15 protein-coding genes and 2 pseudogenes are annotated in these 14477 nt (G+C 67.5%); 7 read left to right on the top strand and 10 right to left on the bottom strand.

Going from position 1 to position 14477, the window contains the following annotated elements:
* Nucleotides 1–196: 196 nt before the first annotated feature.
* From AB4Z09_RS18750 to AB4Z09_RS18760, 3 genes are read left to right on the top strand one after another with little or no spacing between them, the layout of a single operon-like run.
* A complete protein-coding gene (locus AB4Z09_RS18750; protein WP_442240428.1) occupies nt 197–1330 on the top strand; it encodes an LLM class flavin-dependent oxidoreductase in 1134 nt (377 codons plus the stop codon).
* A gap of 18 nt (nt 1331–1348) precedes the next feature.
* Nucleotides 1349–1945 carry an NADPH-dependent FMN reductase gene (locus AB4Z09_RS18755; protein ID WP_442240429.1) on the top strand — a complete coding sequence of 199 codons (597 nt, stop codon included), beginning with the start codon at nt 1349–1351 and terminating at the stop codon, nt 1943–1945.
* Nucleotides 1942–3402, top strand: coding sequence for an aldehyde dehydrogenase family protein (locus tag AB4Z09_RS18760; protein WP_174913410.1), 1461 nt, complete (start codon nt 1942–1944; stop codon nt 3400–3402). The genes AB4Z09_RS18755 and AB4Z09_RS18760 overlap by 4 nt, the downstream gene beginning before the upstream one ends.
* Nucleotides 3403–3456: 54 nt before the next feature.
* On the opposite strand, the gene AB4Z09_RS18765 is transcribed toward AB4Z09_RS18760, so the two are convergent.
* From AB4Z09_RS18765 to AB4Z09_RS18785, 5 genes are all read right to left on the bottom strand, one after another.
* Nucleotides 3457–4458 carry an AraC family transcriptional regulator gene (locus tag AB4Z09_RS18765; protein WP_254623044.1) on the bottom strand — a complete coding sequence of 334 codons (1002 nt, stop codon included), beginning with the start codon at nt 4456–4458 and terminating at the stop codon, nt 3457–3459.
* A 141-nt stretch (nt 4459–4599) separates the two neighbouring features.
* Nucleotides 4600–5439 (bottom strand): IclR family transcriptional regulator, encoded by an 840-nt coding sequence (locus AB4Z09_RS18770; protein WP_174913416.1) that lies wholly within the window; start codon nt 5437–5439, stop codon nt 4600–4602.
* 112 nt (nt 5440–5551) lie between these two features.
* Nucleotides 5552–6583 carry a 4-hydroxy-2-oxovalerate aldolase gene (gene dmpG, locus AB4Z09_RS18775; protein ID WP_114724359.1) on the bottom strand — a complete coding sequence of 344 codons (1032 nt, stop codon included), beginning with the start codon at nt 6581–6583 and terminating at the stop codon, nt 5552–5554.
* The gene (locus tag AB4Z09_RS18780) at nt 6580–7524 is read right to left on the bottom strand and encodes an acetaldehyde dehydrogenase (acetylating) (RefSeq protein WP_442240430.1); all 945 of its coding nucleotides are present in this window, start codon (nt 7522–7524) and stop codon (nt 6580–6582) included. The genes dmpG and AB4Z09_RS18780 overlap by 4 nt, the downstream gene beginning before the upstream one ends.
* Nucleotides 7521–8345 (bottom strand): 2-keto-4-pentenoate hydratase, encoded by an 825-nt coding sequence (locus tag AB4Z09_RS18785; RefSeq protein ID WP_442240431.1) that lies wholly within the window; start codon nt 8343–8345, stop codon nt 7521–7523. The genes AB4Z09_RS18780 and AB4Z09_RS18785 overlap by 4 nt, the downstream gene beginning before the upstream one ends.
* Before the next feature lie 69 nt (nt 8346–8414).
* Here AB4Z09_RS18785 and AB4Z09_RS18790 point away from each other — a divergent pair, with 69 nt between their 5' ends.
* Nucleotides 8415–9176 (top strand): IclR family transcriptional regulator, encoded by a 762-nt coding sequence (locus AB4Z09_RS18790; protein WP_442240432.1) that lies wholly within the window; start codon nt 8415–8417, stop codon nt 9174–9176.
* Nucleotides 9177–9178: 2 nt separating this feature from the next.
* On the opposite strand, the gene AB4Z09_RS18795 is transcribed toward AB4Z09_RS18790, so the two are convergent.
* The gene (locus AB4Z09_RS18795) at nt 9179–9403 is read right to left on the bottom strand and encodes a hypothetical protein (RefSeq protein WP_254622655.1); all 225 of its coding nucleotides are present in this window, start codon (nt 9401–9403) and stop codon (nt 9179–9181) included.
* Nucleotides 9404–9425: 22 nt separating this feature from the next.
* Nucleotides 9426–9920 (bottom strand): annotated as a pseudogene (locus tag AB4Z09_RS18800) (Lrp/AsnC ligand binding domain-containing protein); the annotation flags it as partial.
* Between AB4Z09_RS18800 and AB4Z09_RS18805 the strand changes: the two are divergent.
* Together AB4Z09_RS18805 and AB4Z09_RS18810 are read left to right on the top strand one after the other, a co-directional pair.
* A pseudogene (locus AB4Z09_RS18805) lies at nt 9911–10063 on the top strand (M20/M25/M40 family metallo-hydrolase); the annotation flags it as partial. The pseudogenes AB4Z09_RS18800 and AB4Z09_RS18805 sit on opposite strands and share 10 nt — an antisense overlap.
* 64 nt (nt 10064–10127) lie before the next feature.
* Nucleotides 10128–10469: a M20/M25/M40 family metallo-hydrolase gene (locus AB4Z09_RS18810; protein WP_442240433.1), complete on the top strand. Its 342-nt coding sequence runs from the start codon at nt 10128–10130 to the stop codon at nt 10467–10469.
* Between the two features lie 133 nt (nt 10470–10602).
* Here the strand turns inward: AB4Z09_RS18810 and AB4Z09_RS18815 are convergent, their stop codons facing one another.
* From AB4Z09_RS18815 to AB4Z09_RS18825, 3 genes are all read right to left on the bottom strand, one after another.
* On the bottom strand, nt 10603–11244 hold the full coding sequence (locus AB4Z09_RS18815) for a TetR/AcrR family transcriptional regulator (RefSeq protein WP_254622657.1): 642 nt from the start codon (nt 11242–11244) through the stop codon (nt 10603–10605).
* Nucleotides 11245–11371: 127 nt separating this feature from the next.
* A complete protein-coding gene (locus AB4Z09_RS18820) occupies nt 11372–12472 on the bottom strand; it encodes a CaiB/BaiF CoA transferase family protein (protein ID WP_174913429.1) in 1101 nt (366 codons plus the stop codon).
* 94 nt (nt 12473–12566) lie between these two features.
* On the bottom strand, nt 12567–13346 hold the full coding sequence (locus AB4Z09_RS18825; RefSeq protein ID WP_114724363.1) for an enoyl-CoA hydratase: 780 nt from the start codon (nt 13344–13346) through the stop codon (nt 12567–12569).
* 229 nt (nt 13347–13575) lie between these two features.
* Here AB4Z09_RS18825 and AB4Z09_RS18830 point away from each other — a divergent pair, with 229 nt between their 5' ends.
* A complete protein-coding gene (locus AB4Z09_RS18830) occupies nt 13576–14376 on the top strand; it encodes a crotonase/enoyl-CoA hydratase family protein (RefSeq protein WP_174913432.1) in 801 nt (266 codons plus the stop codon).
* Nucleotides 14377–14477 lie beyond the last annotated feature (101 nt).

A 14477-nucleotide genomic window follows, 5' to 3' on the forward strand; every position in this document is an offset into this window, starting at 1 on the left:
GTACGTAGGAGACCCACGGAAAGCCCATGCAATTCTTCTATGCGGAACTTCGCCCGGCCGCTGCGCAAATCGGCCGGGCCACTTGCGTTTCGTGCATAGTTCCGGCGTCTTTCCCCTGCCTACCTTGCCTGCACACGACACGGACCGACGTGGAAACCTCCCGTTCGATGGCGTGTCCCGTGCAGAGGAGAACGGTATGACCACCCCGAGAATGTCCTATGACGAACTGCTCGAGGCCCGCCGTGCGAGCGGTGTGGCGATGTTCAACGACAACCGTATGAAGCTCGGCATCTTCGGCTCGAACGTGAGCCACGGGCTCATGGCCACCCATGCCGAGACCACGTACGAGCTGACATGGGAACACGGTAAGAAGATCGCGCAACTGGCCGACCGCCTCGGCTTCGAGGCGATGCTCCCCGTGGCGCGCTACCGCGGCATGGGCGGGGAGACGAACTTCAACGGCTCCAACTACGAGACCCACGCGTGGGCTGCCGGCATCGCCGAGGCCACCGAGAACATCATGGTGTTCACCACGATTCACGTGCCGACCAAGCACCCGATCGTGGCCGCGAAGGAGTCGGTCACGGTCGACCACATCTCGGGTGGCCGGCACGGCCTGAACATGACCATGGGCTGGTACAAGGCCGAGATGGAGATGTTCGGCGGCACCCAGCGCGAACACGATGTCCGCTACCGCTTCGGCTCCGAATGGATCGAGATCGTCAAGCGCATGTGGACCGAGGGCGAGGGAGTGAACTTCACCGGAGAGTTCTTCGAGATCAAGGACGCGTTCTCGTCCCCCAAGCCGATCCAGCAGCCGTACCCGGTACTGGTGAACGCCGGCAACTCTCCGGCCGGACTCGAATTCTGCGCTCGTGAATGCGATTTCAACTTCATCGCGTTCTCCGACCCCGCAGAGGCGAAGGACACCGCGTCACGCGTGCGCGGCATCGCCCAGCAGCAGGGTAGCGACCTCGGCATCCTCAGCTACGGGAACATCATCTGCCGCGACACCGAGAAGGAGACCAAGCAACTTCTCGACCACATTCTCGAGCAGGGCGACTGGGACGTCGCGCGCCAGGTGTCCGGCGGACTGGGTTCCGAGAGCGGGTCCTTCGACAAGATCCAGGCGATGCAGGAGCGGTTCATCCTCGGCTACGGCGGCTACCCGCTCATCGGCACCCCGGAGCAGATCGTCGACCAGCTCCTCGAGCTGGAGCAGGCCGGCGTCGGCGGGATGATGGTCGGATTCCTCGACTACGTCCAGGAACTCGAGTACTTCGGTGAGCGAGTGCTGCCGCTCATGCGCGAAGCCGGCCTGCGTCAGTGACCCGGAAGCGGTTGTGACATGAAACTTCTCACCGTCTACGGGAGCCCGACACCCCCGGGCAAGCTCGCTCGCGCGCTCGGCCTGATCGAGGACGACGTACGGGCCCGGTATCCGGGTTGGATCGTCGATCGTCTGTGCCCCGAACCCACTGCGGATCCCGTCGTAGGGCTGTGGGGCGACGATGCCGTCGACCGCGTGCGTGCCGCGGACGCAGTGGTACTCGCCTCCCCGGTGTTCCGCGGGTCGTTCACCGGCACGCTGAAGCTGCTCGTCGACGCTCTGCCCAACGAGGCACTGCGCAACAAACCCGTCGGGATCCTCACCGTGGCGGCCGCCCCGCACCACTTCCTGTCCGCGGAGCGGCACCTGCGTGACGTCCTGGCCTGGTTCGGCGCGCTCACCGCCCCGAACGGCGCGTTCTTCGTGGACCGCACGTTCGCGTCCGACGACGTTCCCGCCGACGCTCGCGCCGACCTGCGCGAATTCGTCGAGCAGGTGACGGTGCTGGCCGAGCGCCTTCCCGGACACCACTTCGGTCCCGACCCCCTCCATGTGCGATTCACCCGGTCGCAGGCGTCCGACGCCTCGACCCCGGCGACAAGGAAGACGACATGACCACGATCGAGTCGGCGCTGCGAGCCGATACGGCCCGCAACTACATCGGCGGCCGCTGGGTGCCGTCGGAGACGACCGGCACCTCGTACTCACCGGCGACCGGCGAACCCCTCGGCACCTACTACGAGGCCGACGCCGAGCAGGTGCACGACGCGATCCGGATCGCCAAGGACACCTTCGCCACCCACGCGTGGCGCCGTGACCGCCACCTGCGGGCCCGGGTACTCGAGGAAATGGCGGACCGCATCGAGGCCGCCTCCGGCGAACTCGCGATGCTGCTCGCTCGCGAGAACGGAAAGATCCTGCCGGAAGCCGACTTCGAGCTGAGCCTCACGCCGTCGAAGCTGCGGTACTACGCCGCGCAGGCACTCACCGATTCCGGCCGGGGCGGTCGGGTACGGGACGGCGTGTACTCGATGCTGCTGTCCGAACCGATCGGGGTCGCCGGCGTGATCGTGCCGTGGAACTCGCCGGTCGTGCTGTCGGTGCGATCGTTCGCGCCCGCGCTCGCCGCCGGATGCACGGTCGTCATGAAAATGGCGGCACAGACTGCACTCGTCAACGCCCGACTCGCCGAGCTTCTCGCCGACTGCCCGTCCCTGCCGGACGGCGTGCTCAGCATCTTCACCGAATCCGGCAACGACGGAGCGAGACTGCTCGTGTCGTCGCCGGATGTGAACGCCCTGAGCTATACCGGGAGCACAGCCGTCGGCCGGCAGATCATGGCCGACGGGGCGGCCACCCTCAAGCGGCTGTCACTCGAACTGGGTGGCAAGACACCGATGATCGTGTTCGACGACGCCGACCTCGGTGCCGCGATCGGCACGATCGTCGCCGGTATCACCACGTTCACGGGACAGTTCTGTATGACCGGAAGTCGCATTCTCGTCCAGCGGTCGGTCGCGGACCGAGTACGGGAGGCACTCGTCGAGGCACTCGAGCGGGTGAAGGTGGGTCCGGGCGACGAGGACACCTCCCACATGGGCCCGATGATCGACGTCGCGGCGCGGGACCGACTGGAAGCACTCCTCGCCGAGCACGCCGACGACGCCCGGGTCCTGGTCCGGGGTGGACGTCCCGACGATTCCGATCTGGACCGGGGCGCCTACTTCCGTCCTGCACTGCTGGCCGTCGACGACGTGGACTCGCCCCTCGTCCAGCGCGAACTGTTCGGTCCGGTTGCGACGTTCGAGGTGTTCGACACCGAGGACGACGCCGTTCGGATGGCGAACGCCACCGAGTACGGGCTGGCTGCCTCGGTGTGGACACGCGACGGTGCGCGTGGACTGCGTATGGCGGACACTCTGGACGCCGGCACTGTCTGGACCAACGGATGGGCGGTCGTGCTCGATCAGTTCGAGGAGGGCGGCTACAAGCAGAGCGGGCTCGGACGTCTCAACGGCCACCGGGGGCTCGAGGAGTTCCAGGAGTACAAGCACGTGGTTCAGGTGATCTGAGCCGCACGGGGGTGGGGCGTCGACGCACCGGACGACGCCCCCAACCCGCCGGCATCACGAGCGGCACCGCCGCAGAGTCTCCGACGGGGACTCCCCGTACGCCTCCCGGTACAGCGACGAGAACCGTCCCAGGTTGTAGAACCCCCACGCCGTGGCGACGTCGGTGACCGTCACCTCCGGCGCGGACGGATGCAGCAAGTCGTCGCGCACGCCGCGCAGCCGCACGTCGCGGATGTATTGGAGCGGCGAGCGGTCGAAGTGACGCAGGAACTGGTTCTGCAGGGTGCGGGCACTCGCGCCGGCCGCCACCGTCAGGTCCGCCAGCGTCGGCAGGGTCCGCGCGTGGTCGTGGACATAGTCGACCGCGCGCTGCAGTGCCTCGGGCACGTCCGGTGCGAACGGTTGGTCCAGCAGCTCGCGATGCGGTCCGCCCGCGGCCAACACGAGATTCGTGAGCGTCAACGATTCCAGATGCCGACGGGAATTGTCGTACCTCGTGAGAATTCCTTCGTCGTCCCATTCGGAACGAATGAACTCTATACAGCGAATCAATCCGCGGCCCGCCGCCGAATTCAAATCAACCACTAGGTCGAAATCAACGGGATCGACAATTCGCGTCCGGGTCAAATTCCCGAGATGACCCTCCAGGTCTACTCTCGGCACCCGAAGTGCGAACTGCGCGGTGTCGGAATCCCATTCGATCGTCTGGAGATGATGTGGCACCAACATCGCCGCGCCTGCCATTGCGGTGGTCTCGCCCCGAACCGAATCTCCGCGAGAGACGCGACTGCCGCCCAACAGAGTGATGTTGACGTGATACCAGTGCTCGCTCGGCGGCAGCGTAATTGTCGCTCCCACACCATAAGTCAGATAACCTAACGTGAGCGACCCGTTCTGCACGGCGTTCAGTCGCGCATCGAGGCGACGCTCCCCCCGAGGTTCCAGAACGTGCGGTTCGTATACCTCCGACACGACCGCCTGGGCCAGGTCGACGTCGTCGGTACGTAATCGCCCGTGCTGATGGAGCGGTTCGAACGCCGAGGATGGCAGCGACATTCCGACCTCCGCGAGAATGGTTTCCGGACAGGGGATTCCCGACAATCCCCGGCAATATCGTCGATGATAGCCAGGAGAACGACGGAGATCGACCCCTCGGAACAATTCGCGGGAATCACCGCGGTGCGGAAAACGTCCGCCTCAGCCGACGTGCGCGATCTCGACTTCGATGTCGCGCACGGTGCTGCGCAGTTGCGCGACCAGACGCCCGTCGACGTGCTGCCGGTACCGAGCCGTCGGAACCGCTGCGGTGAGCGCGGCGATCGCCTGTCCCCGACCGTTGCGCAGTGCCAGGCCGAACGCGGCGACACCCGCCTCGGTCTGTTCGACGTTGACCGCGAAGCCCACGGCTCGTGCCGCCTCGAGTTCTGTACGGAAGATCTGGAACGCGCCCCTCTCGAGCCGACGGTCCACGTCGTAGCCCGGCGTCGACATCGGGTCGACGTCCGGCTCCTCCGGCTGCCGCAGGTACAGCTGTTCGAGCGTCTCCGGCGACAGCTCGGCCAACAGGATCCGTCCGCCCGCGGTGCGTTCGGCGGGCAGTACCTGCCCCTGTCGATCACCCACCCGCAGCGTGGAATCCGTCTCGGCCGAGTAGAGGAAACGTACCTGCGAGCCCACGCGGACGAGGAGGTTGACCGTCTCACCGCTCAGCTCGGCCAGGGCGTCCAGATGTGGGCGACACACATCCGTCAGCTCTCGGGTCCACCCGTGCTGTGCGGGGCCCACTCCCATCGCCGGCCCAGGGTGGTAGACACGCTGCTCGTCCTGAACGGCGAACCCGCGGTACATCAGCATCGCGAGCAGTCTGTGCGCGGTGGACGGCGCGGTCCCGAGTTCCTCGGCGGCCTCCTTCAGCCGGAGGGCGCCCACGTCACGCAGCATCTGCAGCAGACGCAGCGCGTTGTCGACCGATCCGAGCGCGTACGGCGGCCGAGTGATCGTCGTCGATGCCTTGGTGGTCGACGGTTTCTTCTGCATGACCGAACTCTATGGCTCCCGGATCCTCGGACGCACGTGCCGCAACCCTCGAAAACAGCTCGGGCGCTGTGACCGGAGAAGGTCACAGCGCCCGAGAGGGAGATGCCCGAGATCAGGCGCTCTGGCCCTCGCGCTCGGCGACGAGCGTCAGCGCGATGTCGACGAGCATGTCCTCCTGGCCACCGACGAGGCGACGCTTGCCGGCCTCGAGGAGCAGCGTGCGGACGTCGACGCCATAGCGGGCCGACGCGGCCTCGGCGTGACGCAGGAAGCTCGAGTACACGCCGGCGTAGCCGAGGGTGAGAGTCTCGCGGTCGACGCGGACCGGGCGGTCCTGCAGCGGGCGGACGATGTCGTCGGCGGCGTCCTGCAGCGCGAAGACGTCGCAGCCGTGCTTCCACTCGTGCAGGTCTGCGACGGCGATGAAGGGCTCGATGGGGCAGTTGCCCGCACCGGCGCCGTGCCCGGCGAGCGATGCGTCGACGCGGTAGACGCCTTCCTCGACGGCGACGACGCTGTTCGCGACCGACAGCGAGAGGTTCTCGTGCGCGTGGATGCCGATCTCGGTGCCCTCGTTGAGGACCTCCTTGTAGGCGCGGACGCGGTCACGGACACCGTTCATGGTCAGGCGTCCGCCCGAGTCGGTGACGTACACGCAGTGCGCGCCGTACGACTCCATGAGCTTGGCCTGCTTCGCGAGCTCCTCGGCGGGCGCCATGTGGCTCATCATCAGGAAGCCGGAGACGTCCATGCCGATCTCGCGGGCCGTCTCGATGTGCTGCGCGGAGACGTCGGCCTCGGTGCAGTGCGTCGCGATGCGGACCGAGCGCACACCCAGCTTGTAGGCGTGCTTGAGCTCCTCGATGGTGCCGACACCCGGCAGCAGCAGGGTGGTCAGGCGGGCGTTCTCGAGGACGTCGGCCGCAGCCTCGATCCACTCCCAGTCCGTGTTGGAACCCGGGCCGTAGTTCACGGAACCGCCGGCGAGCCCGTCACCGTGCGCGACCTCGATCGCGTCGACACCGGCAGCGTCGAGAGCCTTGACGATGCGCTTGACGTCCTCCGGCGAGATGCGGTGACGCACGGCGTGCATGCCGTCGCGCAACGTGACGTCCTGGACGAAGATGGTGGGGTTCGTGCTCATCGGGTGGCTTCCTTCTTCTGGGCGATCCGCTCAGCGATCTGCAGTCCGGCAGAGGTCATGATGTCGAGGTTGCCTGCGTAGGCGGGCAGGTAGTGCCCTGCGCCCTCGACCTCGAGAAAAATCGACACCTGGTGGGTCGGGCGATTGCCGCCGTCGATCAGGGTCTCGACCGGCTGATCGGCGGGGATCTCCGAGATCTGGACCTGCTGCTTGAGACGGTAGCCGGGCACGTACGCCGAGACGTCGCCGACCATCTTCGCGACCGACTCGCGGATCTGGTCGTGGGTGGCCGGGTCCGACGCGTCCACGAGGCAGAAGACCGTGTCGCGCATCATCAGCGGCGGCTCGGCCGGGTTCAGGATGATGATCGCCTTGCCGCGCTTGGCGCCACCGACGGACACGATCGCACTGGACGTGGTCTCGGTGAACTCGTCGATGTTGGCGCGGGTGCCCGGGCCGGCGGACTTCGACGCGATCGACGCGACGATCTCGGCGTAGGCAACCGGGACGACCCGGGAGACGGCCGCGACCATCGGGATCGTGGCCTGGCCACCGCAGGTCACCATGTTGACGTTCGTGGCGTCGAGGTGCTCGTCACCGTTGACGGCGGGCACGACGAACGGGCCGATCGCGGCGGGGGTGAGGTCGATCATGCGCTTGCCCAGCGGGCGCAGACGCTCGTCGTTGACGACGTGAGCCTTCGCCGACGTGGCGTCGAAGACGATGTCGATCTCGTCGAAGTTGGGAAGGCCGACGAGACCCTCGACGCCCTCGGCGGTGATCGGCACGCCCATGGACGCGGCGCGCGCGAGACCGTCGGATGCGGGGTCGATGCCGACCATCGCGCCCATCTCCAGGTGCTCCGAATGGTTCAGCACCTTGATCATCAGATCGGTGCCGATGTTGCCCGATCCGATGATCGCGACCTTGACCTTGCTCATGCCTCGGTTCCTTCCTTGAAACGGGTGGTCACGACACCGAGTCCGGACACGGAGACGGTGACGACGTTGCCGGCCTGGACCGGTGCCATCGGGCCGAGCGCACCGGACAGGATGACCTGACCGGCCCGCAGCGGCTGACCCAGCTCGCGCGCCGTGCGGGCGAGCCACACGACGGCCTCGATCGGGTCGCCGAGGCAGGCTGCACCGTTGCCGCTGGACACCTCACGACCGTCGACGGCCATCGACATGACGACGTCCACGGGCTCGAACTCGTCGAGGGTGCGGCGCTGCGTGCCGAGGACGTAGACGCCGGACGACGCGTTGTCGGCGACGGTGTCGCCGAAGCGGATGTCCCAGTTCTCGATGCGGCTGTCGCAGATCTCCAGCGCTGCGACGGCGTACTCGATCGCGTCGCGCACCTGGGCGGCGTCGAGCGGGCCGTCGATGAGATCGGCGCCGAGCACGAAGCCGACCTCGCCCTCGATCTTGGGCTGGATCAGCACGTTCATCGGGATGTCTTCACCGTCGGCGAACTGCATGTCGTCGAACAGGACGCCGAGATCGGGCTGGTTGACGCCGAGCTGCTGCTGGACAGCCTCCGACGTGAGGCCGATCTTGCGGCCGACGACGACGGCGCCCGCCTGCATGCGCAGGTCGTTGACGCGGTTCTGCACGGCATACGCGGCCGCGAGGTCGTCGGCGCCGATCAGGTCGCGGATGGGCGCACAGGGCACACCGGCCGCAGCGGCCGACGCGAGGCGTTCCCCGGCAGCGGCGATAGCGGACTCGCTCACCGCGGTGGAGTTCGTGGGCTGGCTCATGACGCCTACTGTGCTGGGCGGAAGCCCCGCAGGCCAACCTTTCGTCTCACTCAGCGATACGCTCGATGCATGACCGGAGCCACCAACCTCGACACGGTCCTCGGCAAGGCGGTGACGATCCTGCGTGCCTTCCGCCCCGAGGACCACGTGGTCTCCCTCGCCGAGCTGGTCCGCCGGACCGGACTGCACAAGGCGACCGTGCACCGCCTCGCGAAGGAACTGGTCGCGAACCGACTGCTCGACCGCGTGGACGACGGCTACCGCCTCAGCGGCGGCCTGTTCGAACTCGGCATGCTCGCCTCGCTCGAGCGCAGCCTGCTCGAGATGGCGATGCCGTTCCTGCAGGACCTGTACGAGCGCACCCACGAGACCGTGCACCTCGGGGTGCGCGACGGCCACGACGTGGTCTACGTCGCGAAGATCGGCGGCCACCGCCAGGCGAACGCCCCGTCACGCACCGGCGGACGGATCCCCCTGCACTGCTCCGCAATCGGCAAGGCACTGCTCGCGAACTCCGATCCGGAGCTGCGCCGCGAGGTCCTCTCCTCCCCGATGGTCCGAAGGACCCCGCACACCGTCGTGGCGCCGGGAATCCTGCGCGGCCAGCTCGACAAGGTGGTGGAGACCGGGGTGGCCTTCGAGCGCGAGGAGTCGGCGCTGGGCATCGCGTGCGTGGCCGCACCGGTCTTCGGACCCGACGACCGCATCGTCGCGGCGATCAGCGTCACCGGGCCCACCACCCGCTACCGGCCCGAGAGCCAGGTCGATGCCGTCCGGGCGGCCGCCGAGGGGCTGCGCAGCACCATGTCCCGCCGCGAGCGGCTCCGCTGACGTCAGCCCCGCGCCGCCTCCACCGGATCCGACCAGACGTCCATGGGAACGCACTCGACGCTGCGCCCGACGTCGTCGAGGATGCGCCCCATCCGCTCGAAGAACCGGAGGGTGATGGAGCGGTCGAGAATCTCGAGCGACGGCACCGCCCGCCGCAGCAGTTGCTCCACGCGGTGCACGTCCTCGAGCGAACGGACCCAAAAGTCGGCGGCGTGCGGTACTGACACTGCAGTCGACTTCCGCCGCGATGTCGGTGAGGGGCGTGCGGCCGTCCTGGAACAGGGCCCGGATCAGCGCCCGGTCCGCCTCGCCGAGCGGGCGCGGCGGCGACGCGGCCCGCTGCCCGCGGGCGTCCATCTGTGCACGCTGGTCCGCATCGAGGGCCTGCAACTGCCAGTCGCCGCCCATCGCGTACGGACGGATCACGAGATGCGTTCGGGTCGATCGGATTCCGGGAAGCGACTCGACGGAGGTCAGCAGCATGTCCGATAGCGACGCCAGGTCGGGCACACTGACGGTGAGTAGCAGATCCCTTGAGCCACTGGTGTGTTCGACGGTCAGCACGTGCGGCCACCGCACCAGGGCCTCGGCGGTCGCGAGCACCTGTCCGGCCTCGCACTCGATCTCGACGAGTGCGGCCGTCTGCGGCCCTGCGGGATGCGCCGTGACCCAGGCCGACGCTCCCGGTGGGTGAGCGCGTGAACATCGACTACGCCTCGACGGTCCCGGGACACATGCACGCATGCGGACACGACCTGCACACGTCGATGCTGGTGGGCGCCGCGCACCTGCTGTCGGCGCGGCGCGAGAACCTCGCCGGCGACATCGTGTTCATGTTCCAGCCGGGCGAGGAGGGATACGACGGTGCCGGACACATGCTGGCAGAAGGAGTCCTCGAGGCGTCCGGCACGCGTCCGGTGGCCCCGTACGGTCTGCACGTGAGGCCTGCGCGTGGACGTCGACTACTCCGAGCAGTATCCGGTGACCGTCAACGACGACACCGAGGCCGAGTTCGTCGCCGATGTCGTCTCGCAGGTGCACGGCCCGGAACGGTTCGCGTGGCGACCGGACCCGGCGAGCGGGTCCGAGGATTTCTCGCGGGTGCTGACCGAGATTCCGGGCGCGTTCGTGTTCCTCGGCGAGTGCCCCACGAACCGGGATCCGACGGCGGCCGCGTACAACCATTCGCCGCTCGCGGAGTTCGATGACAGCGGCCTCGGCGACGGCGCCGCCCTCTACAGCGAACTGGCGCTGCGCCGACTGGCTGTGGCGGCCCCGGAACAGGCAGCCTGATCCGGTCCCCGGTCCGCACGTTTTCCCCACGCGGGCCGGGGACGGGATCACGTGGCCAGTAGTCCCTTCGAGATGCATCACCTGAATCTCGTTGCTGCCAAGACTTTCAGCCCACCCGTTGGTCGTGCCGCGCCTACCCCGAGACCTCGGGCATGTCCGGTACCCGGGTCGCACCGACCATCCTGAGAGCGATCACGACGTACTTCCGGGCGACTACCTCCGGGCTGTGTATGCCCTCCGCGTGGTACCACCGGGGAATCACCTGGCACATACCGAGAATCGCCCGGGTGGTCTCGGCGGGATCGTCCACGTCGAACTCCCCGGTCCCGTTTCCGTCAATCACGATGTCGAGCACCAGGCCCTCGACACCCTTCCGGACCGCGCGGTAGCGCTCCCAGTTCTCCGGCCCCAGGTACCGCGCTTCGCCCTCGAGGGCAGCCAGCAGTGCACGGTTGGTCATCTGCAATACGATCGTGAAGATCACGTTGGCCAAGCGCTGTACCGGATCGTCGTCGCCTGCGGCGTTCGCAGCGAGCGACCGGGAATGCAGGTCCCCGATGCTGCGCTCGAGAAGCGCGATGAGCAATCCTTCCTTGCTCTGGTGGTGGTAGTACAGGGACGGGACGGTGACGCCGACCCGACGAGCAATCTCCCGCACCGATGCCCCGTGGAAGCCCGACTCGTAGAAGGCGTCGAGCGACGCCGACAGAATGGGCGTCAGCTCCAACCGCTCCAGGCTGCACCAGTCACCCGGATCATCTGCATCTTCAGCCACGTCTGTCGACAACTTCGCCACCTGACCACACCTATCGTTCACGTTGTGCTGATGATCCGAGATTACTCGAGCGTCCTTCGATTTCCGATCGGCTCCGGTACCGCCGGCCGACCCGGACACCGGAGAGTCAGTGCCCCAACCACTCCCGCAAAACTTCGGGGCCGTCTGCCCCCACCGGCCGCGGCGGGGTCGGCATTCCCGGCGAGCTCCGCGAGAACCGCGGTGCCGGCGCGGCCTGGGTGACGCCGTCGACATCCACGAGTGTGCCGCGCTCTCGGAGATAAGAGTCCTCGGCGACCTCGTCGAAGGACAGCACCGGTGTCACGCACGCATCGGTGCCGTCGAACACGTCGATCCAGTGTTCGCAGCCCTTCGAGGCGATGACCTCGGAGAACCTCGCCCGCAACGTCGGCCAACCGGACCGGTCGTTCTGATCCGGCAGGTCCGCATCCGTGAGCCCCAGCCCGTCCAACAGTGCCCGGTAGAACTGCGGCTCGATGGCACCGACCGCCACGGCTCGCCCGTCAGCGCAGGCGTACGTGTCGTAGAACGGCGCGCCACCGTCGAGGAGATTCGTACCTGCGCTCGACGACCACTGACCGAATCCACGCATCGCCCACATCATCTGGGACAGCACGGCTACCCCGTCGAGCATGGCCGCGTCGATCACCTGGCCGCGACCCGACTGCTGTCGCTCGAACAACGCCGACAGGATGCCGACCAGCAGGAACATCGAACCGCCGCCGAAATCGCCCACCAGGTTCAACGGTGGCACGGGGCGCTCGTCCGGCCGCCCGATCGCGTGCAACGCGCCGGTCAGCGAAATGTAGTTGATGTCGTGACCGGCCCGTGAGGCCATGGGGCCGGTCTGCCCCCAACCTGTCATCCGGGCGTAGACCAGCCTCGGATTTACTTCGGCGCACGGTTCGGGCCCGAGCCCGAGACGTTCGGCCACACCGGGCCGGTACCCCTCGATCAACACGTCGGCCTTCGAGATCAGCCGCAGCACCATGTCACGCTCGGCGCTGTTCTTCAGGTCGGCAGCAACCGAACGCCGGTTGCGCAGCATGTGGTCCGGATTGCCGTCCAGTGCGTCGGGGGTGCTGGAACTCGGCCGTTCGATGCGCACGACGTCGGCACCGAGATCACCCAGGATCATCGCGGCGTGCGGTCCGGGGCCGATACCGGCGAGCTCTATCACCCTCAGCCCGTCGAGAGGTCCGGTCATGAATCAGTCCTTTCCCGATCGGCACCCGGATCACTACCGGCACCGTTCAGAGGTTTCAGAGGTTTCGATCGATCGGTGTCGACACCGACTACGGTCAGCGCCCGAACCGCGCGGCGCGCTTGTTCTGGAACGCGTCGACGCCCTCCGCGAAGTCCGCGGCGGCGAGCAACTCGAGTTGCCCCTCCCGCTCACGCTCGAAGGCCGTGTCGAGCTGTCCGAGCGTCGCGGCGTTGATCGCGGCCTTGGTCTTTCGGAAGGCGACAGCGGGCCCGGCGGCCAGGCGCCCCGCGAGTGCCTCGACCTCCGTGTCGAATTCGTCGTCGGCATAGACCTGCGCGATGAGTCCCGCATCCAACGCTTCGGCAGCCCCGAGGCGCTCCGCCAACAGCGCCAACGCCATCGCCCGCGCCCGCCCGACCGAGGCGGCAACCAACGCGGTGGCACCGCCGTCCGGCATCAGGCCGATTCTGGTGAAAGCAAGTAGAAAGTAGCTGGATTCGGATGCCACCGTGAGGTCACAGGCCAATGCCAGCGACACACCGACTCCCGCGGCGGGGCCCCGGACGGCTCCGATCACCGGTTGCGGGAAGGTGCGAATCGTGTCGGCGACCCGGTTGGCGGCATCGATCACTGCCGGCGACGGCGGAGCGGAGAGGTCCAGGCCCGCCAGGTCGGCCCCGGTGCAGAACGCACGACCGGAGCCGGCAAGGACTGCGACCCGAACATCGGGGTCGGCGGAGTGCTTCTCGAACGCATCAGCAATCGCGTCCAGCGTCTCGGTGCGGACGGCGTTCATGCTCGCAGGTCGGTCGATGACGACGCGCAGGACACCGTCCTCGACGGTACTGACGACACCCGGTTCGGTCGTTGTCACAGTGAGCTCCTTCGGTTGTCAGTTGCAGATTCGGAGGGCCACTCGAGCAGTGGCTGATGAGTCTCGCGCAAGGAACTATCCGAGTCACTCGGCGCGTCGGTGCAGCGTCACAATGCCCATCAGAATCAACTTAGCGTGCGATAGATAGCACCCACCGTTGGCGCTCCCCGCCCGCCATGGTACCAATTTAGCGATCGTTAAGTAAGTAGGATCATCTTGAAGGAGTCCCATGGCCGACGAGCCGACCGGCACCGAGCCCGCCGCGCTGTACGAGCGTCGCGGCAGTGTCGCGATCATCACCCTCAACCGCCCGCGCGCACTGAACGCGGTCGATGCGGCGCTCTCGACCGCGGTCGGCACCCTGCTCGAGCAGGCCGACGCGGACGACGAGGTGCGGGTCATCGTCCTCACCGGCGCCGGACGCGCCTTCTGCGCGGGCGCGGACCTCAAGGCACTGGGCAGCGGCGCCCCGCTCGACGCCGACGGCCACCCCGAATGGGGCTTCGCCGGCTACGCCCAGCACTGGATCAGCAAGCCGACGATCGCAGCCGTCAACGGATTCGCGCTCGGCGGCGGCACCGAACTGGTCCTGGCGTCGGACCTGTCGGTCGTCGACGAACACGCCCAACTCGGCCTGCCCGAGGTCACGCGCGGGTTGTTCGCCGCGGCCGGTGGTGTGATCCGCATGCAGCAGCAGATCCCCCGCAAGATCGCCCTCGAACTCGCGCTCACCGGCGCACCCATCACCGCGGTCGACGGCCTGAACCTGGGTCTGGTCAACCGCGTCGCGCCGGCCGGTACCGCCCTCGAGGTCGCCCTCGAACTCGCCGCGAAGATCGCCGCGAACGCACCGCTCGCGGTGCGGGAATCGAAGGCCATGATCCACCGGACGGCCGCCTACTCCGACTGGGAACAGGACGTGTGGGACCAGAACGCCAAGGCCATGGAAATCGTGTTCACCAGCGCCGACGCGCAGGAAGGACCGACCGCGTTCGCCGAGAAGCGCCCGCCGGTCTGGCAGGGCCGCTGACCTCACGCAACCCGTATCGGCGACCTTCTCCCCACCTCGCCGGTCACCACTGATTTCGAAAGGAACACCCATGACGAACGCAGTCATCGTCGACGCCGTCC

The sequence above is a fragment of the Rhodococcus sp. TAF43 genome (assembly GCF_052113525.1).
Classification (GTDB): domain Bacteria; phylum Actinomycetota; class Actinomycetes; order Mycobacteriales; family Mycobacteriaceae; genus Prescottella.